This window comes from Streptomyces sp. NPDC052114 (assembly GCF_040680155.1).
GTDB lineage: Bacteria > Actinomycetota > Actinomycetes > Streptomycetales > Streptomycetaceae > Streptomyces.
On record NZ_JBFAWC010000010.1, the window covers coordinates 1 to 22,769 of the forward strand.

The following is a 22,769-nucleotide window of genomic DNA, read 5'->3' on the forward strand; positions in this document are numbered from 1 at the left end:
CTTTCTTTTCTTCTTGGTGGTTTTGTTTATAGTCGGTAGCGGGCGCGGGGGGGGGGGGGCGCGGGCCCCCCCCCCCCCGACTTCCGTCAGAGGCCCTGAAGCTCAGGGCCGGGCACGGGGACCCGGCCTGTCTTGAGGCGCCAGAGGCGGAGGGAGCAACTGTTCTCGCTCCGGCCCAATTCCGCTGCCGCAGAAGCGGGGTCGTTGCGTTCCAGGAGGACGCGATCCTCCCAGTCCTTCCAGCGCCGCCGCTCCGGCGCCACCTTCATGTCGGCGGGGCGAACCCACGTGGCGAGTGAGTCGGCGGCAGTGAGCTTCCGTGCCAGTGCGAGGCAGCCCGGGTAGTACAGATCCGCTGCCAGCGCTTGGGCGTTCTCCTTCGTATAGAGGATGTTGTAGATCCCGTCTCGGGCATTGCGATTGATCAGCCGCGCCGCGCCGGTGAGCTGACGTGTGTATCGGGCGAAGTAGACCCCCACGGCCGTGCTGAGCGTCGCCAGCGAGACGAAGGGGAAGCCTTGGCTCGTGTGGCCGACCGAACCGTCGGCGTCGACGACTCCGCGCAGGTAATCGCGACGCGAGAACTCCATGCGTGGCGGAGCGACCGTCTTGGACTTGCGGCCGTAGGGCAGGCCGAGTTGGTTGAGCCTGGTCCTGGCTTCGAGGGCACAGACTGTCCAGGTGGCGGACGTGTGCGTCTCCGCGAAATTCGTCGAGCGGGTGCGCTCGGTGATGGAGCTGTTGTACGGGGTCAGCCGCTGGAACGCGCGCAGGATGTCGATGTCCCGCACGTTGATCTCGACGCTCAGCTTGCCCTTCTGGCCTGTTCCTTGCTGGAGGTGTCCGTCGGCCTGCAAGAAGCCGAACATGTAGGCGTATTCGGGGACTTCGAGGTCCATGAAGGGGTGAGCGCTAGGCTCGGGTTCAGCCATGCGGAAGCCTTTCCTTCCGTTCTGGTCAGGCCCTCGGTCCGGGATGCCGCCCGGCCGGGGGCCGTCTCATGTGATGTTCTCGGTGCCGAGCCTAGGCAGGCCGAACATCAACTGGCATGGCGATAGGACGCGTTCACCGGTGTGAGTGACTCGCGTCTGTGGGTGCGCGGGGTGAGCGCCTACTCCGCGTGCTTGATCGCGTAGATCATGATGAAGGCCACCAGGTGGATGCCGAAGAGGAAGTACGCGAGGTACCACCACACCAGGCGTTCGTTCTTCTTCTCCTCCGTGAGGCGGCGTGCCTCGTGTTCGTGGGTGAGGCGTTCGAGGGGGTCGGGGGAGTCGGCGGAGTACGCGGGGGTGCCGGGGTCGTCGCCGGGCAGGCCCATCGTCACGACTCCCTGTGGACCTTGGTGTTGGACGCCTGGGCGCGCGGGCGGACCACCAGGAGGTCGACGTTGACGTGCGGCGGGCGGGTGACCGCCCAGGTGATGGTGTCCGCCACGTCGTCGGCGGTGAGCGGCTCGGCGACGCCCGCGTAGACCTTCGCCGCCTTCTCGGTGTCGCCGCCGAAGCGGGTCAGCGCGAACTCGTCCGTCTTGACCATGCCGGGCGCGATCTCGATGACACGGACCGGCGTGCCGACGATCTCCAGGCGGAGCGTCTCGGCGAGGACGTGCTCGCCGTGCTTGGCGGCCGCGTAGCCGCCGCCTCCCTCGTACGTGGCGTGCCCGGCGGTGGAGGAGAGGACCACCACCGTGCCGTCGCCGCTCGCGGTGAGCGCGGGCAGCAGGGCCTGCGTCACGTTCAGGGTGCCGATGACGTTCGTCTCGTACATCCGGCGCCAGTCGGCGGGGTCGCCCGTGGCGACGCTGTCCGCGCCGAGCGCGCCGCCCGCGTTGTTCACCAGGACGGCGACCTTCTTGAAGGCCGTCGCGAAGGTGTCGACGGCCGCGCGGTCGGTGACGTCGAGCGTGTACGCGACCGCGTCGTGCCCGGCGGCGGTCAGCTCGGCGGCCAGCGCCTCGATGCGGTCCTTGCGGCGGGCGGTGAGCACGACGCGGTAGCCGGCGGCGGCGAGGCCGTGCGCGGTGGCGGCCCCGATGCCGCTGCTCGCGCCGGTGACGATCGCGATGCGGGTGGCGGCGGCGGTCATGGTGCGCTCCTCGGGGCCTCGGGGGAGGGGTCGACGCCAGGATATGCGTGCGGTTCAGCGGCCTCGCGGGGCGTACATGATCACGGCCATTCCGGCGAGGCAGATCAGGGCGCCGAGCACGTCCCACCGGTCGGGCCGGTAGCCGTCCGCGACCATGCCCCAGGCGATCGAACCCGCGACGAAGACGCCGCCGTACGCGGCGAGGATGCGGCCGAACTCGGCGTCCGGCTGGAGGGTGGCGACGAAGCCGTAGATGCCGAGCGCGATGACGCCGGCGCCGATCCAGGCCCACCCCTTGTGCTCGCGCACGCCCTGCCACACGAGCCAGGCGCCGCCGATCTCGAAGAGCGCGGCGAGGAGGAAGAGGGCGGCGGAGCGGGCGATGAGCATGGTCATCAGGGTGGCATGTGCGGGGCGGGTGGGGCTGGTGGGGGACGCGGTGGCATACATCCGGGCACAGCCAGGGCGGCTGCGGTGGTGTGCGGGTAGGTGGAGGTTGCTGTGCGGATTCCTCGTGTGGGTGCGCTGGGTTCTCTGGGCGCGCTGGGCGTCGCGTGTGCGGTCGTGGTCGCGCCGGGCGGGGGCGGGGGTGTCGCCGGGGCGGCTCCGGTCACGTCCGAGGCCGACGTCTCCTTCCACGGTGACGTGTCCTTGTACGCGGGGAAGGTGAAGGTCCGCTTCGTGCCGCGGAACCACGGGCCCGCAGACCTCGCGGACGTCACGGTGCGGTTGCGCTGGTCCGTGCCGCTCATGGACGTGCGGGGGCTGCCGGACGGCTGCCTGCGGTCGGAGCCGGGGGCCGTGCTGTGCCGGGTGGGGGCGCTGGAGGCGGACAGCGTGGGGGAGCCGGTGGAGGTGTCGGTGCGGGTGGCGGGGCGGCCGGGCGAGGTGGGCGTACGGATCGCCACGGCGTGGAACGGCGGCGCAGTGGACCGCAATCAGCGGAACAACGACATTGCGGTGCTGGCGTTGGATACGGGGGATGCGTACTACTTCTGACGGGGGCGTCTCGGGCGGGCGTCTGCGCCTTGGGTCCGTCTCGGGGGCGGGGCCGCGGGGGTATGTGCGTACTCGCCATCCCTGCGCCGCGCCCAACGGACAAAGACGCCAGCGGGTGCTCGGTGCTCCGTTCGCACATACCCCCACGTCCCCTCGGGCCGGTCGTGCGCGTGCGGCCCGGTGGGGGCCGTTGTGCCCGCGCTGCGGTGGGCGGGACCGTGCCGCTCCGCTGTGGGCAGGCGTTCCGCAGGGCGGAACGGGTGGGCACAGCCCCCGGTGCCGGGTGGCGATGAAGGAGGCACTCGCCCCGGTGCAGGCGGGGCAGCCACGGTGCCGGGCAGCGATGACCGTGGCTCCAGCCCGGCGCAGCCGGACCGTGCCGGGTGGCGATGAAGGAGGCACCCGCCCCGGCGCAGGCGGGGCACGGACACGGGGCCGGCGGCGATGACCGTGGCCCCAGCCCCAGTGCAGCCGGTCAGCCAGGCGGAGCCGGGGACGTGGCGGGGTCCAAGGCGAGACGCCAGTCGTTGCAGGGGTGCCAGTTGCCCTTCGGGTACTCCGTCATCGCCTCCCCCCGCAACTGGAACCCCGCCTTGCGGCAGACCCCGTTGGACGCCCCGTGCCCCGTGGCGGGGAAGGCGTGCAGATACCCGTGGCGCCCCGCCGCCCTCGCCTCCGCGACCACCAGCCGCGCCGCCCCCGCCGCGACCCCCCGCCCCTGGCACTCCGGCAGGACGCCCCACCCCGTCTCCCAGACCGTCTCGCCCTGCCAGGTCGTCTCCCAGTACCCGATCGAGCCCGCCGTCCGCCCGTCCAGCGTGATCCGGAACATCTGGCCCTTGCCGTCGACGGGGTCGAGGGCGAGATAGCGGCGGTGGCGGTCCACGACCTTCTCGTGGGTCTCGGGACCGCCCAGGTGCTCGGTCAGTTCCGGCGTGTTGAGCCGGAGGAGCAGGTCGAGGCCGTCCTCCGGCCAGGGGTGCAGACGGATCGTCGGTGCCTGGGTTCGGTCCATGTCCGCACAGTAGGGGGAGGGTCTGACAACAGGGGGAGGGGCTGGCAACGGCCCGGGCCCCGGGCGCGTACCCGTACGGGAATAGGCGACCGCGCCCCTCCGTTCACAGGTATAGTTGAATGGTCAACCAAACGGAGAGAGTGAGCCAGCCATGCAGTTCGGGATCTTCAGCGTCGGTGACGTGACCGTCGACCCGACCACCGGCCGCGCCCCGACGGAGCGTGAGCGGATCAAGGCGATGGTCGCCATCGCGCTCAAGGCCGAGGAGGTCGGACTCGACGTCTTCGCGACCGGCGAGCACCACAACCCGCCCTTCGTGCCCTCGTCCCCGACGACGATGCTCGGCTACATCGCCGCCCGCACCGAGCGGCTCGTCCTCTCCACCTCCACCACCCTCATCACCACCAACGACCCGGTGAAGATCGCCGAGGACTTCGCGATGCTCCAGCACCTCGCGGACGGGCGCGTCGACCTGATGATGGGGCGCGGCAACACCGGCCCGGTCTATCCGTGGTTCGGCAAGGACATCCGCCAGGGCATCAACCTCGCCGTCGAGAACTACGCGCTGCTGCGCCGGCTCTGGGACGAGGACGTGGTGACGTGGGAGGGGAAGTTCCGTACGCCGCTCCAGTCGTTCACCTCGACGCCCCGGCCGCTCGACGGCGTCGCGCCGTTCGTCTGGCACGGCTCGATCAGGTCGCCGGAGATCGCCGAGCAGGCCGCGTACTACGGAGACGGCTTCTTCCACAACAACATCTTCTGGCCCGCCGAGCACACCAAGCGGATGGTCGACCTGTACCGCTCGCGGTACGCGCACTACGGGCACGGCACCGCCGAGCAGGCGATCGTCGGGCTCGGCGGCCAGGTGTTCATGCGGAAGAACTCCCAGGACGCCGTGCGGGAGTTCAGGCCCTACTTCGACAACGCCCCGGTCTACGGCCACGGGCCCTCGCTGGAGGACTTCACCGAGCAGACCCCGCTGACCGTGGGCTCCCCGCAGCAGGTGATCGAGCGGACCCTGTCGTTCCGCGACACCGTGGGCGACTACCAGCGGCAGCTGTTCCTGATGGACCACGCCGGGCTGCCCCTGAAGACCGTCCTGGAGCAGCTCGACATCCTCGGCGAGGAGGTCGTGCCGGTGCTGCGCGAGGAGTTCGCGAAGAACCGTCCGGCCGACGTGCCGGACGCCCCCACGCACGCCACGCGCGTGGCCGCGGCCCAGCGGACCGCGGAGGAAGCCCGGCAGACCGCAGAGGAAGCAGAGGTGTCCGCATGAAGATCGTCGTCGTCTCCGCGGGGCTGAGCGTGCCCTCCTCCACCCGGCTGCTCGGCGACCGGCTCGCGTCCGCCGTGGCCCGCCACGCCGACGCCGACGTGGAGGTCGTGGAGCTGCGCGACCTCGCCGTCGAGATCGCGCACGCCCTCACCACCGGATTCCCCGGCCCCGCCCTGGGCGCCGCGATCGACGCGGTGGCCGGTGCCGACGGCCTGATCGCCGTCACGCCCGTCTTCTCCGCCTCGTACAGCGGGCTGTTCAAGTCCTTCTTCGACGCCGTGGGCGGCTTCGACAAGAACGCGCTCGTCGGCACGCCGGTCCTGATCGCGGCCACGGGCGGCACGGCCCGGCACTCCCTGGTCCTGGACCACGCGCTGCGCCCGCTCTTCGCCTACCTGCGGGCCGTCGTCGTACCGACCGGCGTGTACGCGGCCTCGGAGGACTGGGGCGCGGAAGGGCTCGCCGAGCGCATCGACCGGGCGGGTGCCGAACTGGCCGGGATCGTACGGCCCACGGCCGCGCCTTCCGGTCGCGCTCCGGAGCCCGTCGTCCCCTTCGGGGAGGACGTCGTCCCCTTCGAGCGGCAACTCGCCGCGCTGCGAGGGGAGTAGCACCGCCGGGTGCCGCACCCGGCGTATCCCGAAAGGATCACGTCCCGGAATTCCGGGGTGCCCGCAATTCCCGGGGATCCCGGATTTCAGGGCCAGACCAGGCAGTACGCCTGATGCCCCGCGTCATGCAGCCGGTGGCTGAAATCCTGCCATTCGTGCAGGAGTTGGTAGACGTTGAAGGCGTCGCGCGGGCCGCCGCGGTCCGGGACGGTGGACCAGATGAAGGCCGCGGCGCCCACCGACTCCTCGCCGATGCCGCGCAGCGGGTCGACGACGGTCATGGGGAGCTTCACCACGGCGTAGTCGGGGTGGAGGACGACCAGTTCCAGCGGGGGGACCTTGTGCAGGGGTATGCCCTCGATGCCGGTGAGGACCATCGCGGCCATCGTCTCCGGCTTGATCTTCGTGAACATGCCGCCCATGCCCAGCTCGTCGCCGCCGAGCTCCTCGGGCCGCATAGAGATCGGCACACGGGCGGCGGTCGCGCCGTCCGGGGCGCCGAAGTACTTGTACGTCACCCCCACCCCGCCACTCCTGCTGCTCACCCGGTCCGGCCGGGACTCGGTGGATCCGCCGCGTGCCTGCTCGGGCGTCTGCGCCGGTTCCGCTTCCGCGTCGCGTCGGTGCTTGCCCCGCCGGGCACGCCGGGGGCCCAGGCCGTCGGTCCCCTCGCCCAGTCCGCCACCGCGATGCATATCTCCACCCGACTGCTTTTCCAGGGCGGCACGGCCCTGTCTTTTCTAGGCCTCGCGGCCCCCGCCACGCAACCCGATCATCGTGTCAGTGACCTCCCCCACGGTCACCCGCTAAAACGTGGAGTGAAACACCTGTCCGCAGGATGTCCGGACCCTCTGACACCATGGCTCGTGTGAGCTTCCCGTATAGCGCCCCAGTTTCGCAGACTCTTTTCGACCGTGCGGCGGCCGTGACGCCCGGCGGTGTGAACTCTCCCGTGCGCGCGTTCCGCGCTGTGGGTGGTACGCCCCGTTTCATGGTGTCCGGTGCCGGTCCGTACCTGACAGACGCCGACGGCCGTGAGTACGTCGACCTCGTGTGCTCGTGGGGTCCGATGATCCTCGGGCACTCCCACCCCGAGGTGACCGCGGCCGTGCAGGAGGCCGTCGCGCGCGGCACCTCCTTCGGCACGCCCGGCGAGGGCGAGGTCGCGCTCGCCGAGGAGATCGTGGCCCGGATCGAGCCCGTCGAGCAGGTGCGGCTCGTCTCCAGCGGCACCGAGGCGACCATGTCCGCCATCCGGCTCGCGCGCGGCTTCACCGGCCGCGCCAAGGTCATCAAGTTCGCCGGGTGCTACCACGGACACGTCGACGCCCTGCTCGCCGCGGCGGGTTCGGGCGTGGCCACCTTCGGGCTGCCCGACACCCCGGGCGTCACCGGCGCCCAGGCCGGCGACACGATCGTCGTCCCGTACAACGACCTCGAGGCGGTGCACGAGGCCTTCCACCGGTACCCCGGAGAGATCGCCTGCGTGATCACGGAGGCGTCGCCGGGCAACATGGGCGTGGTGCCGCCCGGCCCCGGCTTCAACGAGGGCCTCAAGGCCGCCTGCGCGAAGAACGGCGCCCTGTACATCTCCGACGAGGTGATGACCGGCTTCCGTACGTCGAAGGCCGGTTGGTACGGCGTCGACGGCGTCGCCCCCGACCTGATGACCTTCGGCAAGGTCATGGGCGGCGGCTTCCCCGCCGCGGCGTTCGGCGGCCGCGCCGACGTCATGGCGCACCTCGCCCCGGCGGGCCCGGTCTACCAGGCGGGCACGCTCTCCGGTAACCCGGTCGCGACGGCCGCGGGCCTCGCGCAGCTGCGCCTCCTGGACGACGCGGCGTACGCGAAGGTCGACGCCGTCTCCGAGCAGATCCGCTCGCTCGTGACGCAGGCGCTGACCAAGGAGGGCGTCGCGCACACGCTGCAGAACGCCTCCAACATGTTCTCGGTCTTCTTCACCGACCGCGAGGTGCGCGACTACGAGGACGCGAAGGCGCAGGAGTCCTTCCGCTTCACCGCGTTCTTCCACTCGATGCTGTCGCAGGGCGTGTACCTGCCGCCCTCGGCCTTCGAGTCCTGGTTCGTGTCCACCGCTCACGACGAGCGGGCCATCGAGCGGATCGCCGCCGCCCTGCCGGGTGCCGCGCGCGCGGCCGCGGAAGCCACGGAGGCCACCGCATGACCGGCACCCCGGCGGGCGACGAGCTGACCGTCGTCCATCTGATGCGCCACGGCGAGGTGCACAACCCCGAGGGGATCCTGTACGGGCGGCTGCCCGACTACCACCTCTCGGAGCTGGGCCGGCAGATGGCCGACCGCGTCGCCGAGCACCTCTCCCAGCGCGACATCACGCACGTCGTCGCCTCGCCGCTGGACCGCGCCCAGGAGACGGCCACGCCGATCGCCAAGGTGCACGGTCTGGAGCTCGCCACCGACGGGCGCCTCATCGAGGCGGGCAACGTCTTCGAGGGCAAGACCTTCGGCGTGGGCGACGGCGCGCTCAAGAACCCGGAGAACTGGAAGCACCTCGTCAACCCCTTCAAGCCGTCCTGGGGCGAGCCGTACATCGAGCAGGTCGTGCGGATGATGGGGGCCCTGGACGCGGCGAAGGACGCGGCCCGCGGGCACGAGGCGGTGTGTGTCAGCCACCAGCTGCCGATCTGGATCGTGCGCAGCTTCGTGGAGAAGCGCAGGCTCTGGCACGACCCGCGCAAGCGGCAGTGCACGCTCGCCTCGCTGACGACGTTCACCTATCGCGGCGACAAGATCGTTTCCGTGGGATATACGGAACCGGCGCGGGATCTGGTGCCCGCGCATCTTCTCGCGGGTGCCAAGCCGGTGAAGGGCAAGGACAAGGCGTTCGGGGCCTGATAATCCCGTGCGCCGCGGCCCCAATTGTCGACGTGGGGTAATCACTCGACAACGCTAGGTCTCTTCTCGGCAAATACGCCATAAATATGTGCGACTTGCCGGAACCCCCGTGTTCGTCGCGCCCTCTAAGTGGTTGTCCGTCTTGCATGGCAGATACAGCAGGAGCGGAACCAGGGCGCGACGAATGGGGATGGAATGCGCGACATCAGCCGCCGGGGAATGCTCGGACTCGGAGCCGGTGCGGCCGCCGCCTTCGGGCTGGCGGCCTGCGGCACCGGGGGCGACGGCGACACGTCGGGGCCCGCGGACAAGGCGAAGGAAGGGCAGCCCGGTGCCGAGCACCCGGCCAAGCCGATCGGTGACGGGTCGACCGCCTTCACCGGAAAGCAGCCCCACCAGCCGGCCAAGCCCGTTCCGCTTGAGCCCGGGCAGACGCCCCCGCAGTTCGTCGTGTTCTCCTGGGACGGTGCCGGTGAGGTCGGCAACGGACTGTTCCCGCGCTTTCTGAAGCTCGCCAAGGAGCACGAGGCGCACATGACGTTCTTCCTCTCCGGGCTTTATCTGCTTCCGGAATCCAAGAAGCGCATGTACCGCCCGCCGAACAACGCGGTCGGCGCCTCCGACATCGGCTATCTCACGGACGGTCACATCAAGGAGACGCTGAAGTACGTCCGTGAGGCCTGGCTCGACGGCCATGAAATCGGCACGCACTTCAACGGGCACTTCTGCGCGGGCACCGGTTCCGTCGCCAACTGGACGCCCGCGCAATGGCAGGACGAGATCGACCAGGCGAAGTCCTTCGTGAAGAAGTGGCGCACGAACACCGGCTGGACCGATCTGCCGTCGCTGCCCTTCGACTACGACAAGGAACTCGTCGGCGGCCGCACGCCCTGTCTGCTCGGCCAGAACAACCTGCTGCCGACGGCGAAGAAGCTCGGCTGGCGCTACGACGCGTCCTCGCCCGGCGGCCGCCAGCGCTGGCCCGAGAAGAAGATGGGCGTCTGGGACCTGCCGCTGCAGGCCATGCCCTTCCCCGGGCACTCCTTCGAGGTCCTGTCGATGGACTACAACATCCTCGCCAACCAGTCGAAGAACTCCACGAAGGCGCCGCCGGCCAACTACCCGGGCTGGCGCAAGCAGGCCACCGAGTCCTACATCGCCGGGTTCAAGCGTGCGTACGAGTCCAACCGCGCGCCGTTCTTCGTCGGCAACCACTTCGAGGAGTGGAACGGCGGCATCTACATGGATGCCGTGGAAGAGGCCCTGAAGCACATCGCGGGCAAGAAGGACGTGCGTCTCGTCTCGTTCCGGCAGTTCGTGGACTGGCTCGACGTGCAGGACCCGAAGGTCCTCGCGAGCCTCCAGGGCCTTGAGGTCGGCCAGCAGCCCGCCGGTGGCTGGAAGGGTCTCGGAAAGGCCGCCTGAAAAGGCACTTTCCCCTACCGCGGGGGGTGCGGAAGATCCCCGAATCGGGCATGCGAAACTTTTCACATGAGTGCCGCCTGCCGCGCCCCCCAGTCCGCGAACCGCAGCCGCAGCCGCCGCATCGCCGGCCGTCGCGGACGGGCGACCCTGCTGGCCGCAGGGGCCGCGGTCGGTGCGCTGGTCCTCACGGCCTGCGGTTCGGGCGGTACGTCGGGCGGCTCGGGCAACACCAACTTCGTGGCCGGCTCCGACGGCATCGCCACCGCCAAGAAGGCCGACCGCAAGCCGCTCCCCGAGCTGGACGGCGAGACCCTCGAAGGCAAGAAGCTCGACCTCGCCAAGGCCTACAAGGGCAAGATCCTCGTGATCAACGTCTGGGGCTCCTGGTGCGCGCCGTGCCGTGCCGAGGCGCCGATCTTCGTGAAGGTCGCCAAGGAGACGAAGCCCAAGGGCGTCGAGTTCGTCGGGATCAACACCCGGGACCCCGAGCTCGGCCCGGCCGTCGCCTTCGAGAAGCAGTTCGACGTCGAGTACCCGAGCCTGCACGACCCCTCGGGCAAGCTGATGCTCCGCTTCCCCAACGGCACGATGAACCCGAACTTCATCCCCTCGACGCTGGTCGTCGACCGTGACGGCAAGATCGCCGCCCGCTCGCAGCAGCCGCTGAACGAAGAGAAGCTGCGCAAGATGATCGACCCCGTGCTCGCGGAGAAGTGATGTCCACTCTCGCGGCCATCACCGGCCCGAACCAGACGGTCATGAGCGGGGCGCTGCTCCTCGCGATCCCGATCGCGGTGCTCGGCGGGCTCGTCTCCTTCTTCTCCCCGTGCGTGCTGCCGCTCGTGCCGGGCTACCTGTCGTACGTCACCGGGGTCAGCGGCCAGGACCTGGGCGACGCCCGGCGCGGCCGGATGGTCGCGGGCGCCGGGCTCTTCGTGGCCGGCTTCACCGTCGTCTTCGTCTCCGCCACCGTCTTCTTCGGGGCGATCGGGCGCACGCTCAAGGAGCACCAGAGCACCATCAACACGGTGCTCGGCGTCGTGATGATCGTGCTCGGGCTCTTCTTCATGGGGCTCATGCCCTGGCTGACCCAGCGCGAGTTCCGCTTCCACAAGCGGCCCGCCGTCGGACTGTTCGGCGCCCCGGTCGTGGGCGCGCTCTTCGCCGTCGGCTGGACGCCGTGCATCGGCCCGACGCTCGCCTCCGTCCTCGCGCTCTCCGCCGACGGCGCGAATCCGCAGCGCGGCGCCATACTCGGTGTCGCCTACTCCCTCGGGCTCGGCATCCCGTTCATCCTCGCGGCCGTCACCTTCCGCAAGGCGCTCGGCGCCTTCGGCTGGATCAAGCGGCACTACGCGTGGGTGATGCGCGTCGGCGGCGTCATGATGATCGCGACGGGCCTGCTCCTCGTCACCGGCGTATGGGACAGCATGATCCAGCAGATGCAGGTCTGGTCGAACGGCTACACGGTGGGGATCTGATCCATGAGCAAGACCGAAACCCCCGAAGAGCAGAGTGAGCTCGGCGAGGCCGGCGCACAGCTGTCCACCGCCCCCAAGGAGGACGCCCCGAGCCTCCCCTCGCTCGGCGTCATCGGCTGGGTCCGCTGGTTCTGGCGGCAGCTCACCTCGATGCGGGTCGCCCTGATCCTGCTCCTGCTGCTCTCGCTCGGCGCGATCCCCGGCTCGCTGATCCCGCAGAACAACGTCGACGAGCTCAAGGTCCAGGACTTCATGGACCGGCACACCACGCTCGGTCCGCTCTACGACAAGCTCCAGCTCTTCGACGTCTACAGCTCGGTGTGGTTCTCCGCGATCTACATCCTCCTGTTCGTCTCCCTCATCGGCTGCATCGTGCCCCGCACCTGGCAGTTCGTCGGCCAGCTGCGCGGCCGGCCGCCGGGCGCCCCCAGGAAGCTGACGCGCCTTCCCGCGTACACGACCTGGCGCACCGGGGCCGAGCCCGAGCAGGTGCACGAGGCGGCGCTCGCGCTCCTCAAGGAGCGCCGCTTCCGCGCGCACGTCGCGGGCTCCGCGGCCGGCTCCGGATCCGGCGGCGGCGATTCGGTCGCCGGTGAGAAGGGCTATCTGCGCGAGGCCGGCAACCTGATCTTCCACATCGCGCTGATCGTGATGCTGATCGCGTTCGCCGCGGGCCAGCTGTTCAAGTCCGAGGGCGGCAAGCTGGTCATGGAGGGCGACGGCTTCGCCAACACCCTCAGCCAGTACGACGACTTCAAGTCCGGCAGCCTCTTCGACACCGACGAGCTGGCGCCGTTCAGCTTCACGCTCGACGACTTCGAGGGCACGTACCAGAAGTCGGGCCCCAACCGCGGCACCCCCCGCACCTACCAGGCGAAGGTCACCTACTCCGAGGGCGTCGACGGCCCGGAGAAGAAGAAGGCCATCGAGGTCAACAAGCCGCTGGAGATCGACGGCTCGAAGGTCTACCTCATCGGCCACGGCTACGCCCCCAAGGTCACCGTCCGCGACTCCAAGGGCAAGGTCGTCTACTCGGCGTCCGTGCCGCTGCTGCCCATCGACCAGAACGGCACCGCGACCGGTGCCATCAAGGTCCTGGACGGCTACAAGGACAAGAGCGGCAAGCGGGAGCAGCTCGGCTTCAACGCCTTCTTCGTGCCGACCTTCGCGGGCGAGGGCAAGGGCCAGATGTTCTCGCAGTTCCCCGCCCCCGACTTCCCGGTGCTCGCGCTGTCCGCGTACCACGGCAGCCTGGGCGTGGACTCCGGCGTCCCGCAGAACGTGTACCAGCTGGACACCCGGAAGATGACGAAGTTCAAGGACTCCAAGGGCGAGCTGTTCAAGCAGCGGCTGCTGCCCGGCGAGACCATGAAGCTGCCGAACGGCGAGGGCTCGATCACCTTCGAGAAGGACCTGAAGGAGTGGGCGACCTTCCAGATCTCCCAGGAGCCCGGCTCCCTGTGGGCGCTGGTCGGCGCGGTCGCCGCGATCTTCGGTCTCGCCGGGTCGCTGTTCATCCAGCGCCGCCGCGTGTGGGTGCGGGCGGTCAGGGGCGCCGACGGCGTCACCGTCGTGGAGATGGCGGGCCTCGGCCGCAGCGAGTCCGCGAAACTCCCCGAGGAGCTCGCCGACCTCGCCGCCCAGCTGCACGAGAAGGCGCCGAGCGCGCCCGACCCAGACCCGGACGCGGATCCGCACGCGGACACCTCCTCCGACTCCGACCCCGATGTTGTTCCTGCCGAAGGGGCTGAGAAGTGAATCTCGCCACCACCCTGGCCGCCGAACCCAACGAAGGCCTCGCGCACATCAGCAACGTGCTGATCTACTCCGCGATGGCCGTCTACCTCCTGGCCTTCTTCGCGCACATGGCGGAGTGGCTCTTCGGCAGCCGCAGCAAGGTCGCCCGCACCGCCGCCGCGCTCACCGACCAGGGCAAGGCCGACGGTGCGAAGGCGCCCGAGGTCGCCGTCCAGGCCAAGGGCAGCACCGCCACCCTGGAGCGCCCGAAGGTCGTCACGCGGTCCGTCACCGGCGCGCGGGACGTGCCCGACGGGCCCGGGGCCTCGGCGGGGGACGAGAAGGGGGACCTCTACGGGCGTATCGCCGTGTCCCTCACGGTGCTCGCCTTCCTGCTGGAGTTCGGCGGTGTGCTCACCCGCGCGCTGTCGGTGCAGCGGGCGCCGTGGGGCAACATGTACGAATTCAGCATCACCTTCTCCACCGTCGCCGTCGGTGTGTACCTGGTGCTGCTCGCGCTGAAGAAGAACATCGCCTGGCTCGGCCTCCCCCTGGTCACCACGGTCCTGCTGGACCTCGGTCTCGCCGTCACTGTCTTGTACACCGCCAGCGACCAGTTGGTTCCCGCCCTGCACTCGTACTGGCTGTGGATCCACGTCTCCACCGCCATCTTCTGCGGCGCGGTCTTCTACGTCGGCTTCGTCGCGACGATGCTCTACCTCTTCCGCGACAGCTACGAGGCCAAGCTGCAGAGCGGCGGTCAGCCCGGCAGGTTCGCCACGTCCGTCCTGGAGCGCCTGCCGTCGGCGGCCTCGCTCGACAAGTTCTCGTACCGCCTGAACGCCGCGATCTTCCCGCTGTGGACGTTCACGATCATCGCGGGCGCGATCTGGGCGGGCGACGCCTGGGGCCGCTACTGGGGCTGGGACCCCAAGGAGGTCTGGTCCTTCATCACCTGGGTCGCGTACGCCTGCTACCTGCACGCCCGCGCGACGGCGGGCTGGAAGGGCCGCAAGGCCGCCTACCTGGCGCTCATCGCCTTCGGCTGCTGGCTGTTCAACTACTACGGCGTGAACATCTTCGTCACCGGCAAGCACTCCTACGCCGGCGTCTGAGCGATCCCCTTCCGGGGCGAGCCGGTTCCCGTGACCCCCAGGTCACGGGAACCGGCTTTTCGCGCCCGTAAGCACCCCCAAGGGTGCGGAACGGGGCGTACCGGGCGAGGCTGGTGCCATGACCGCCACCATCGGACAGGGCACCAGCCGGACCCGGGGCGCCACCCGGCACCTCCACTACGAACTGCGTCTTCCCCAGCCTGTGGACAAGGTCTGGGCGGCGGTGGCCACCCCCGGCGGACTGCCGGGGTGGCTGGCCGCCGCCGACGTGCTGGAGCCCCGGCTCGGCGGCGCCGTCACGCTGCGCTGGCTCAACGGCGAGCCCGACGCCGTCCACTGTGGGCACGTCACGGCCTGGGACCCGGACGTCGTCGCCGAGTACACCGTCGACCTGCACGGCCGGTGCCGTTTCCACCTGGAGGCGGCGGGCCCGGCGGCCACCACGCTGCGCTTCACCAACGAGTTCGACGGGGACGACGCGCTGCGCCTGGACTGCCTCGCCGGCTGGCACCAGCACTTCGAGTTCCTGGCGGACGCGCTGGAGGGCCGTCCCAAGGACTGGTCGACGTGGTCCCTGGACCGCTGGCGGGAGCTGCGCGCGGAGTACGCCGCTACGGGGTGACCCGCAGCAGCAGCTTCCCCGTCGTCGTGCGGCCGCCCATCAGGCGGTGCGCCTCGGCCGCCTCCTCCAGCGGGAACTCGGCCGTCACCGGCAGGGTGACCGTGCCGTCGGCGACCAGGCGGAACGCGCGCCCGGCGACCGCGCGCAGCGCCGCCGGATCGGTCTGCGCCAGCGTGAGGATCGAGAAGGCCGAGACCGTGCGCGCCCCGGGGAACAGCTCCGGCTGGCCCACCCGCCACGGCTCGGCGGCGCTCGCGTTGCCGAAGGAGACCAGGCGGCCGAAGACCGCGAGGGCGTCGAGCGAGCGCCGGAACGTGTCGCCGCCCACCGGGTCGAGCGCGAGGTCGACACCGCGGCCCCCGGTCGCCCGGCGCACGTCGTCCGCGAAGCCGCCGCCCCCGGAGCCGTCGTCCACGAACACCTCGTCGTAGCCGTACCGCACGGCGTACTCCGCCTTGGCCGCGCCCGAGACGACGCCGTACACCGTGGCGCCCGCCGCCTTCGCCAGCTGTCCGGCGACGGTGCCGACGCCGCCCGCCGCGCCCTGCACCAGCACGCTCTCCCCGGCGGCGACGCGGCCCACCTCGTGGAGCAGGGCATGCGCCGTCGGCACCACGGTGGGCAGCGTGGCGGCGGTGCGCAGGTCGACGCCGTCGGGGACCGCGAAGACGGTGGCCGCCTCGGCGAGGGCGACGTCCGCGTAGGCGCCGCCCGCCGTGAGCGCGGCGACCTCCTGGCCGGGGCGCAGGCCGCGCACGCCCGCGCCGACCGCGCGGATCCGGCCGGAGACCTCAAGCCCCGGCACGAAGGGCAGCGCGGGCACGCGGTAGCCCTCGGAACGCGCCTTCAGGTCGGCGAAGTTCACGCCGGCCCAGGCGACGTCGACGCTCACCTGGCCGGGCCCGGGAACGGGCGTATCGGTGTCGGCCACCTCCAGCACCTCGGGCCCGCCGTGCTGCTTGATCCGGACTGCGCGCATGGCTGCGCCACCTCTCCTCGCGTACGCGACGGGTCGAGTGTTCAATCAAAAGCGAACAGCCGGGAGTGTATGGTTTCCATCGAACACTCGGCAAGGCCGGGCACACGGCAAGGCGGAGTCCCCGGCGAGGTCGAATCCTCGGCGCGACGGAACGGAGCAGGCATGGTGGGTCACCGCGCGGCACCCGTGCACACGCACCCCGACGACGTCTCCGTGCAGACCGCGCTCGCCGCGCTCGCCGACCCCGTACGCCTTTATCTGGTAAGGGAGTTGGCCGCGTCCGGCGACTGGACCCGGGCCTGCGGCAGCTTCGACGTCACCGTCGGCAAGGCCGCGCTGAGCCACCACTTCGCGACGCTGCGCGCGGCCGGTCTCGTCGAGCAGCGCGACGCGGGCGCCCGCCGCGTCAACCGCCTGCGCCGCACGGAGTTCGAGGCCCGCTTCCCGGGGCTCCTCGCGCTGGTCCTGCGCGAGGACTGACCACCCCGGCCCCGCACCGGGCTACGCCCCGATGTCCTCGCCCCACAACTGCGGCCGCTCCGCGACGAACCGGCGCATCATCGCCACGCACTCCGCGTCGTCGAGGACCACGATCTCCACACCGTGCTCCGCCAGCCAGTCGTGCCCGCCGTGGAAGGTCTCCGCCTCGCCCACGACCACCCGCGAGATCCCGAACTGCCGCACCAGACCGCTGCAGTACCAGCAGGGCGAGAGCGTCGTCACCATCGTCGCGCCCCGGTAGGTGCGCTGCCGGCCCGCCGCGCGGAACGCTGCCGTCTCCGCGTGCGCCGACGGATCCCCGTCCTGCACCCGCCTGTTGTGCCCCCGCCCCAGCAGCGTGCCGTCGGCGCCGTGGAGCGCGGCACCGATCGGGATGCCGCCCTCGGCGAGGCCCGCCCGCGCCTCCTCGACGGCCGTCGCCAGCCACGTACGGAACGTGCGCACGTCACTCACCGGGTGCCTCCACCGCGATCGCGTCCAACTGCCCCCGCAGATACGTGTGCGAGTCGACGCCCCGGACGTCCGTGCCCGGGTCGCACTCGTAGAAGTACACGAGCGACATCAGCTCCTCGGCGGGCTCCTCCGCGGGCGGCGGCAGCACGCGGTGGCGGCCCGACTGCCAGCGCCCGTCGGTCCAACGCGCCATCAGATCGCCGATGTTGACCGTGAACGCGTCCGCGTCGAACGGCGCGTCCTCCCAGCCGCCCTCGTCCGTGAACACCTGGAGACCGCCCCGGCCCGCCTGCCGGTCCAGGACCGTCACCGTCCCGAAGTCGGTGTGCGGGCCGATGCGGAACTGGCCCGGCTCGGGCTCGCCCACCCGCTCCCGCCCCGGATACCAGTTGATGTTGAAACCCCAGGTCGGATGGCCCGTATGGCGCGTGAAGAAGTCCTCGCCCGCGCCGAGCGCCACACCGAGCAGTTCGAGGAGGCGGTCCGAGAGCGACCGCATCTCCCGCAGATACGTCCGCACCAGGGCCCGCAGCTCGGGGGTCTCCTCCGGCCAGGTGTTCGGCGCGAACCACTCGGCGTCCACCGCCGCGTCCCCGGTCGGCTCGTCCGCCGCGAAGGACAGCGACTCCTTGAGGTCCGGAGGAGCGGCCGTGCCCTCCGCGTAGCTGTTGGCCTCGGCTCCCGGGCCCAGCCAGCCGCGCTCGCCGACCCGCACCGCGTACGGCCGCTTCGCCTCGGCGGGCAGCCGGAAGAAGCCGCGGGCCGACGCCCTGATCGCGGCGCGCAGGGCGGGGTCGACGCCGTGCCCGGTCACCAGGAGGAACCCGGCGGTGCGCAGGGCCTCGTCGACGGTCCGTGCCGTCCGCGCGCGGGCGTCGGGGTCGCCGGAAAGCCACGGCCCGAGGTCGACCGTCGGGATGCGGGATGCGCTGCTCATGCCTCCCATCGTGCCCCCGCACCCCCCGGATCAGGCCTCATCGACAGCGCCGATCGGCCCATCGGGAGGACGCCCCACTGGCGCGTGGACCAGCACCTTCGTGCGCTCGTAGCTTCATCGGCATGACAACGAACACCTCTTCGGAACGCCGGGGCACCGCCCAGCTCACCGCCGCGATGATGCTCTCCGGAACCCTCGGCATCTTCGTCGTCGAGTCCGGCGCGAGCGCCTTCGATGTCGTCTTCTTCCGCGTCCTGTTCGGCGCCCTCGCCCTCGGCGCGTACGCCACCGCCCGCGGCTACTTCCGCGACCACGGCCTCACCCTCAAGAAGCTCGGACTCGCCGCGCTCGGCGGCGTGTTCATCGTCTTCAACTGGGTGTTCCTCTTCAAGGCGTACGAGGCCACCTCGATCTCCCTGTCCACCGTCGTCTACCACACCCAGCCGTTCTTCCTGGTGCTGCTCAGCGCCCTCGTGCTGCGCGAACGCCTCACCCGCTTCCAACTGGGCTGGCTGGCCGCCGCGTTCGCCGGACTGGTGCTGGTCTCCGGGGTGCGCCCCGGAGACACCGGATCGCTCGCGGGCATCGGCCTCGCGCTGCTCGCCGCCGTCCTCTACGCCCTGTCCACGCTGGTCACCAAGCGCGTCACCGGGGTGCGCCCGCACCTGATCGCCCTGGTCCAAGTCCTCGTCGGCATACCGCTGTTGCTGCCCTTCACCGACTTCGGCGCGATGAGCGGCACGGGCGCCGGCTGGGCCTGGCTCGCCGGCCTCGGCGTGATCCACACCGGCCTGATGTATGTGCTGATGTACGCGGCGTACGCGAAGCTGCCCACCGCCAAGATCGCGGTGCTCGCCTTCACCTACCCGGCCGTCGCGATGGTCGCCGACTGGGCGGTCTACGGCCACCACATCGGACTCGTCCAGGCCCTCGGCGTCCCGCTGATCGTCCTGGCGAGCCTCAAGGTGACACTTGCTCCCGCACGAGCCGCACGGCCTGCTCCACGAACAGCCGCACCTGCGGCGGAAGACGCTTCCCCGACCGCCACGCGAGCTGCGTCCACAGCGTGAACGGCGGCTCCCACGCGAGGCGCACCAGCGTGCCCTCCGCCAGCTCCCGCGCCACGGTCACGGCGGGCAGCAGGGCGACGCCGAGCCCGCCGGCCACGCCCTGCTTCGTCGCCTCGATCGTGCCGAACTCCATGAACGGCGGCGGGGTACCGGTCCGCGTCCGCAGCTCGTCCTCGAAGAGGTCCCGGTACGGACAGCCGGGTTCGGTGCCCACGAGCCGCGCCGAGGCCAGATCGGCCGAGGTGAGCGGGTCCGCCCCGCGCGCGGCCAGCGGATGGCCCGGGGCACAGACCAGCACCAGCGGCTCCCGCGCGAGGACCTCGGTCTCCAGGCCCTGGTGCTCGGTCTCCGGCTCCATCAGGAACCCCACGTCGTACGTCCCCTGCCGCAGCGCCCGCCGGGTCTCGTCGCCCAGCGTGGGGCGCAGGGAGAGCCGCACCTTCGGATAGCGGTGGTGGAAGAGTTCGAGCAGCGGCGGCAGCCGGTAGGAGGTCAGCGACTCCATCGTGCCCACCGCGATCGCGCCGGACGGCTCCTCCGCGCCGACCACCGCGGCCCGTGCCTCGTCGGCGAGCTCGATGATCTGCCGGGCGTAGGGCAGCAGCCGCTCGCCCGCCTCGGTCAGCCGGATCCGGCTCCCGAGACGGTCGAAGAGCTCGGTGCCGAGCGAGGACTCCAGGGCGCGGATCTGGCCGGTGACGCTGGACTGGGCGTACTTCAGCTCGGTCGCGGCCCGGGTGAAGCTCAGCACGGTGGCGACCTTCTCGAAGGTCACGAGCAGCCGCAGTTCCACGGAGACCTCAGCCCTCGTCAGCCCTCGTCCTTGTCCCGCTTCTTCTTCTCGTCCGGGTCCTCGTCCCTGAGGGACTTCAGGAACTCCGGATTGTCGTCGGGCGCCACCCACTGGGTCCGGCCCCGCCCGAAGCCGCCGCCGCCCGCGCCGGGTGCCTTGCGCACCTTGCCCGTGACGAACCAGGCGATCGGGCCGAGCAGCACCTCGCCGAAGAGGAGCACGAGGATGACCCACACCACCTTGGGGAAGTGCCTGACTTCCTTCTCCGGGGTGTTCAGGACATCGATGAAGGCATAGATCCACACCGCCAGGACCAGCAGGAACGGCAGATACCTGAGCATGGTGGCGCGATCCCCCAAGCGGTGGCGGCGGGAGGCGTGCGTGCCCCCGGTGACGGGGCCAGGGTAGCCGGTGCCGGATACTGGAGCGCATGGCTTATGACGATCTTCGCTCCCTGCTCCGGGCACTGGACCGCGAGGGCGATCTCAAGCGCATCAAGGCCGAGGTCGATCCCTACCTGGAGGTCGGCGAGATCACCGACCGGGTGCAGAAGGCCGGCGGTCCCGCGCTCCTCTTCGAGAACGTCAAGGGCTCCGCGATGCCCCTGGCGATGAACGTGTACGGGACGGACCGCCGCCTGCTCAAGGCGCTCGGCCTGAAGTCGTACGGCGAGATCAGCGAGAAGATCGGCGGACTGCTCAAGCCGGAGCTGCCGCACGGCTTCGTCGGCATCCGCGAGGCGTTCGGCAAGCTCGGCGCGATGACGCACGTACCGCCGAAGAAGGTGAAGCCCGAGAGCGCGCCCGTGCAGGAGGTCGTCCTCACCGGCGACGACGTCGACCTGGAGCAGCTGCCCGCGCTGTTCACCTGGCCCGAGGACGGCGGCTCCTTCTTCAACCTCGGCCTGACCCACACCAAGGACCCGGACACCGGGGTGCGCAACCTCGGCCTGTACCGCCTCCAGCGCCACGACAAGCGCACCATCGGCATGCACTGGCAGATCCACAAGGACAGCCGCAACCACTACCAGGTGGCCGCCCGCAGGGGCGAGAAGCTGCCGGTCGCGATCGCCTTCGGCTGCCCGCCGGCCGTCACGTACGCGTCCACGGCGCCGCTGCCCGGCGACATGGACGAGTACATGCTGGCCGGGTTCATCCAGGGCAAGCGCGTCGAGATGGTCGACTGCAAGACGGTCCCCCTCCAGGTCCCGGCGCACGCCGAGGTCGTCATCGAGGGCTGGCTCGAGCCGGGCGAGATGCTGCCGGAGGGTCCCTTCGGCGACCACACCGGCTTCTATACGCCGCAGGAGGACTTCCCGGCGCTGAAGATCGACTGCGTGACCATGCGGCGGCGCCCGCTGCTCCAGTCGATCGTGGTCGGCCGCCCGCCGACGGAGGACGGCCCGCTGGGCCGCGCCACCGAGCGCTTCTTCCTGCCCCTCCTCAAGGTGATCGTCCCGGACATCGTGGACTATCACCTGCCGGAGTCGGGCGGCTTCCACAACTGCGCGATCGTCTCGATCGACAAGAAGTACCCGAAGCACGCGCAGAAGGTGATGCACGCCATCTGGGGCGCGCACATGATGTCCCTGACGAAGCTGATCATCGTGGTGGACAAGGACTGCGACGTGCACGATCTGCACGAGGTGTCCTGGCGCGCGCTCGGCAACACCGACTACGCCCGCGACCTCACCGTCGTCGAGGGCCCGGTCGACCACCTCGACCACGCCTCCTACCAGCAGTTCTGGGGCGGCAAGGCGGGCATCGACGCCACGAAGAAGCTGCCCGAGGAGGGCTACGTACGGGACGGGGGCTGGCCGAACATGGTCGAGTCCGACCCGGAGACGGCGGCGAAGGTCGACCGCCGCTGGAAGGAGTACGGGCTGTGAGCTCAGCCTCAGCCGCGATCCCGCAGCCGGGGCGCACCAAAGCATTCCTGCGCCTCGTCATGATCGAGCACTCGGTCTTCGCGCTGCCCTTCGCCTACATCGCCTCGCTGACCGCGATGTTCCAGCTCGACAAGAACATCCACTGGGGGCGCCTGCTCCTGGTGACGATCTGCATGGTCGGCCTGCGGACGTTCGCGATGGCGGCGAACCGCATCATCGACCGCGAGATCGACGCCCGTAACCCGCGCACCGCGCACCGCGAGCTGGTCACGGGCGCGGTGTCGGTGAAGTCCGCGTGGACGGGCGCGCTCATCGCGCTCGTCGTCTTCCTCGGCGCGGCCGCGCTGCTGAACCCGCTGTGCCTGGCGCTCGCGCCGATCGCGGTGATCCCGATGGTGGTCTACCCGTACGGCAAGCGGTTCACGAACTTCCCGCAGGCGATCCTCGGCCTCGCCCAGGCGATGGGCCCGGTCGGCGCCTGGATCGCGATCACGGGCGAGTGGTCGTGGCAGGCCGTGATCCTCGGCCTCGCGGTCGGCGTCTGGATCGGCGGCTTCGACCTGATCTACGCCTGCCAGGACGTGGAGACGGACCGCGAGGTCGGCGTGATGTCGGTGCCCGCGCGGTTCGGCATCCCGGCCGCGATCCGGGGCGCCCGCGGCTGCCACCTGGTGACCACGGCGCTGTTCGTCTGGTACGCGGCGATCACCGACGCGGGCGCGTTCTTCTGGCTGGGACTCGCCGTCGTCGCGGGCGCCTTCGTCTACGAGCACTCGATCGTGAAGCCGCACGACCTGTCGCGCCTGAACCGCGCGTTCTTCCAGGTGAACGGTTTCATCGGAATCGCCCTGTTCGTCTGCGCGCTGCTCGATCTGCTCGTACGCGGGCTCACCCTCTGAACGGCC

26 protein-coding genes are annotated in these 22,769 nt (G+C 70.6%); 15 read left to right on the plus strand and 11 right to left on the minus strand.

Annotated features, from left to right (window positions below; all coding sequences use genetic code 11):
- Positions 1–86: 86 nt before the first annotated feature.
- The 4 genes from AB0L89_RS22300 to AB0L89_RS22315 form a co-directional block, all read right to left on the minus strand.
- Positions 87–932 carry a hypothetical protein gene (locus tag AB0L89_RS22300; protein WP_365143414.1) on the minus strand — a complete coding sequence of 282 codons (846 nt, stop codon included), beginning with the start codon at positions 930–932 and terminating at the stop codon, positions 87–89.
- 179 nt (positions 933–1,111) lie between these two features.
- Entirely contained in the window at positions 1,112–1,321 is a 210-nt protein-coding gene (locus AB0L89_RS22305) for a hypothetical protein (RefSeq protein WP_365144245.1), read from the minus strand.
- Positions 1,322–1,323: 2 nt separating this feature from the next.
- Positions 1,324–2,088: an SDR family NAD(P)-dependent oxidoreductase gene (locus AB0L89_RS22310; RefSeq protein WP_365143415.1), complete on the minus strand. Its 765-nt coding sequence runs from the start codon at positions 2,086–2,088 to the stop codon at positions 1,324–1,326.
- Between the two features lie 54 nt (positions 2,089–2,142).
- A complete protein-coding gene (locus AB0L89_RS22315) occupies positions 2,143–2,478 on the minus strand; it encodes a YnfA family protein (RefSeq protein ID WP_365144248.1) in 336 nt (111 codons plus the stop codon).
- Between the two features lie 111 nt (positions 2,479–2,589).
- Here AB0L89_RS22315 and AB0L89_RS22320 point away from each other — a divergent pair, with 111 nt between their 5' ends.
- Positions 2,590–3,087: a hypothetical protein gene (locus AB0L89_RS22320; RefSeq protein ID WP_365143417.1), complete on the plus strand. Its 498-nt coding sequence runs from the start codon at positions 2,590–2,592 to the stop codon at positions 3,085–3,087.
- A 475-nt stretch (positions 3,088–3,562) separates the two neighbouring features.
- Here AB0L89_RS22320 and AB0L89_RS22325 read toward each other — a convergent pair whose 3' ends face one another.
- A complete protein-coding gene (locus AB0L89_RS22325) occupies positions 3,563–4,102 on the minus strand; it encodes a GNAT family N-acetyltransferase (RefSeq protein WP_365143419.1) in 540 nt (179 codons plus the stop codon).
- A 151-nt stretch (positions 4,103–4,253) separates the two neighbouring features.
- On the opposite strand from AB0L89_RS22325, the gene AB0L89_RS22330 reads away from it, so the two are divergent.
- Together AB0L89_RS22330 and AB0L89_RS22335 are read left to right on the plus strand one after the other, a co-directional pair.
- Positions 4,254–5,378, plus strand: coding sequence for an LLM class flavin-dependent oxidoreductase (locus AB0L89_RS22330; protein ID WP_365143420.1), 1,125 nt, complete (start codon positions 4,254–4,256; stop codon positions 5,376–5,378).
- On the plus strand, positions 5,375–5,989 hold the full coding sequence (locus AB0L89_RS22335; RefSeq protein WP_365143422.1) for an FMN reductase: 615 nt from the start codon (positions 5,375–5,377) through the stop codon (positions 5,987–5,989). Before AB0L89_RS22330 ends, AB0L89_RS22335 begins: the two co-directional genes overlap by 4 nt.
- Before the next feature lie 86 nt (positions 5,990–6,075).
- Here the strand turns inward: AB0L89_RS22335 and AB0L89_RS22340 are convergent, their stop codons facing one another.
- Positions 6,076–6,513, minus strand: a complete 438-nt coding sequence (locus AB0L89_RS22340; RefSeq protein WP_016640275.1) for a hypothetical protein — start codon at positions 6,511–6,513, stop codon at positions 6,076–6,078.
- A gap of 335 nt (positions 6,514–6,848) precedes the next feature.
- On the opposite strand from AB0L89_RS22340, the gene hemL reads away from it, so the two are divergent.
- The 8 genes from hemL (at position 6,849) to AB0L89_RS22380 (ending at position 15,243) form a co-directional block, all read left to right on the plus strand.
- A complete protein-coding gene (gene hemL / locus AB0L89_RS22345) occupies positions 6,849–8,174 on the plus strand; it encodes a glutamate-1-semialdehyde 2,1-aminomutase (protein WP_365143424.1) in 1,326 nt (441 codons plus the stop codon).
- Positions 8,171–8,863 carry a histidine phosphatase family protein gene (locus AB0L89_RS22350; protein ID WP_365143426.1) on the plus strand — a complete coding sequence of 231 codons (693 nt, stop codon included), beginning with the start codon at positions 8,171–8,173 and terminating at the stop codon, positions 8,861–8,863. Before hemL ends, AB0L89_RS22350 begins: the two co-directional genes overlap by 4 nt.
- Before the next feature lie 195 nt (positions 8,864–9,058).
- Positions 9,059–10,288, plus strand: a complete 1,230-nt coding sequence (locus AB0L89_RS22355) for a hypothetical protein (protein WP_365143428.1) — start codon at positions 9,059–9,061, stop codon at positions 10,286–10,288.
- Positions 10,289–10,354: 66 nt separating this feature from the next.
- Entirely contained in the window at positions 10,355–11,005 is a 651-nt protein-coding gene (locus tag AB0L89_RS22360) for a TlpA disulfide reductase family protein (RefSeq protein ID WP_365143430.1), read from the plus strand.
- Entirely contained in the window at positions 11,005–11,769 is a 765-nt protein-coding gene (locus AB0L89_RS22365; RefSeq protein ID WP_055697747.1) for a cytochrome c biogenesis protein CcdA, read from the plus strand. The genes AB0L89_RS22360 and AB0L89_RS22365 overlap by 1 nt, the downstream gene beginning before the upstream one ends.
- Positions 11,770–11,772: 3 nt before the next feature.
- Positions 11,773–13,527, plus strand: a complete 1,755-nt coding sequence (locus AB0L89_RS22370) for a cytochrome c biogenesis protein ResB (protein WP_365143432.1) — start codon at positions 11,773–11,775, stop codon at positions 13,525–13,527.
- Complete coding sequence (gene ccsB, locus AB0L89_RS22375; RefSeq protein ID WP_365143434.1) at positions 13,524–14,621, plus strand: c-type cytochrome biogenesis protein CcsB; 1,098 nt, start codon at positions 13,524–13,526, stop codon at positions 14,619–14,621. Before AB0L89_RS22370 ends, ccsB begins: the two co-directional genes overlap by 4 nt.
- A 118-nt stretch (positions 14,622–14,739) precedes the next feature.
- The gene (locus tag AB0L89_RS22380; RefSeq protein WP_365143436.1) at positions 14,740–15,243 is read left to right on the plus strand and encodes an SRPBCC domain-containing protein; all 504 of its coding nucleotides are present in this window, start codon (positions 14,740–14,742) and stop codon (positions 15,241–15,243) included.
- Here the strand turns inward: AB0L89_RS22380 and AB0L89_RS22385 are convergent.
- On the minus strand, positions 15,233–16,222 hold the full coding sequence (locus AB0L89_RS22385) for a zinc-binding dehydrogenase (protein ID WP_365143438.1): 990 nt from the start codon (positions 16,220–16,222) through the stop codon (positions 15,233–15,235). The genes AB0L89_RS22380 and AB0L89_RS22385 overlap by 11 nt on opposite strands.
- 162 nt (positions 16,223–16,384) lie before the next feature.
- Here AB0L89_RS22385 and AB0L89_RS22390 point away from each other — a divergent pair, with 162 nt between their 5' ends.
- Complete coding sequence (locus tag AB0L89_RS22390) at positions 16,385–16,702, plus strand: transcriptional regulator (RefSeq protein WP_365143440.1); 318 nt, start codon at positions 16,385–16,387, stop codon at positions 16,700–16,702.
- Positions 16,703–16,723: 21 nt separating this feature from the next.
- Here AB0L89_RS22390 and AB0L89_RS22395 read toward each other — a convergent pair whose 3' ends face one another.
- Both AB0L89_RS22395 and AB0L89_RS22400 read right to left on the minus strand, forming a co-directional pair.
- Positions 16,724–17,176: a nucleoside deaminase gene (locus tag AB0L89_RS22395; RefSeq protein WP_365143442.1), complete on the minus strand. Its 453-nt coding sequence runs from the start codon at positions 17,174–17,176 to the stop codon at positions 16,724–16,726.
- Complete coding sequence (locus AB0L89_RS22400; protein WP_365143444.1) at positions 17,169–18,113, minus strand: 2-oxoglutarate and iron-dependent oxygenase domain-containing protein; 945 nt, start codon at positions 18,111–18,113, stop codon at positions 17,169–17,171. Before AB0L89_RS22400 ends, AB0L89_RS22395 begins: the two co-directional genes overlap by 8 nt.
- 122 nt (positions 18,114–18,235) lie before the next feature.
- Between AB0L89_RS22400 and AB0L89_RS22405 the strand changes: the two genes are divergently transcribed.
- Positions 18,236–19,183 carry a DMT family transporter gene (locus tag AB0L89_RS22405; RefSeq protein ID WP_365143452.1) on the plus strand — a complete coding sequence of 316 codons (948 nt, stop codon included), beginning with the start codon at positions 18,236–18,238 and terminating at the stop codon, positions 19,181–19,183.
- On the opposite strand, the gene AB0L89_RS22410 is transcribed toward AB0L89_RS22405, so the two are convergent.
- Together AB0L89_RS22410 and AB0L89_RS22415 are read right to left on the minus strand one after the other, a co-directional pair.
- A complete protein-coding gene (locus AB0L89_RS22410) occupies positions 19,074–19,976 on the minus strand; it encodes a LysR family transcriptional regulator (protein ID WP_365143455.1) in 903 nt (300 codons plus the stop codon). The genes AB0L89_RS22405 and AB0L89_RS22410 overlap by 110 nt on opposite strands.
- A gap of 17 nt (positions 19,977–19,993) precedes the next feature.
- Positions 19,994–20,317 (minus strand): PLD nuclease N-terminal domain-containing protein, encoded by a 324-nt coding sequence (locus AB0L89_RS22415; protein ID WP_365143458.1) that lies wholly within the window; start codon positions 20,315–20,317, stop codon positions 19,994–19,996.
- Between the two features lie 89 nt (positions 20,318–20,406).
- Here AB0L89_RS22415 and AB0L89_RS22420 point away from each other — a divergent pair, with 89 nt between their 5' ends.
- The gene (locus AB0L89_RS22420; RefSeq protein ID WP_365143461.1) at positions 20,407–21,864 is read left to right on the plus strand and encodes a menaquinone biosynthesis decarboxylase; all 1,458 of its coding nucleotides are present in this window, start codon (positions 20,407–20,409) and stop codon (positions 21,862–21,864) included.
- Positions 21,861–22,763, plus strand: coding sequence for a menaquinone biosynthesis prenyltransferase MqnP (gene mqnP, locus AB0L89_RS22425; protein WP_365143464.1), 903 nt, complete (start codon positions 21,861–21,863; stop codon positions 22,761–22,763). The genes AB0L89_RS22420 and mqnP overlap by 4 nt, the downstream gene beginning before the upstream one ends.
- The last annotated feature ends 6 nt before the right edge of the window (positions 22,764–22,769 follow it).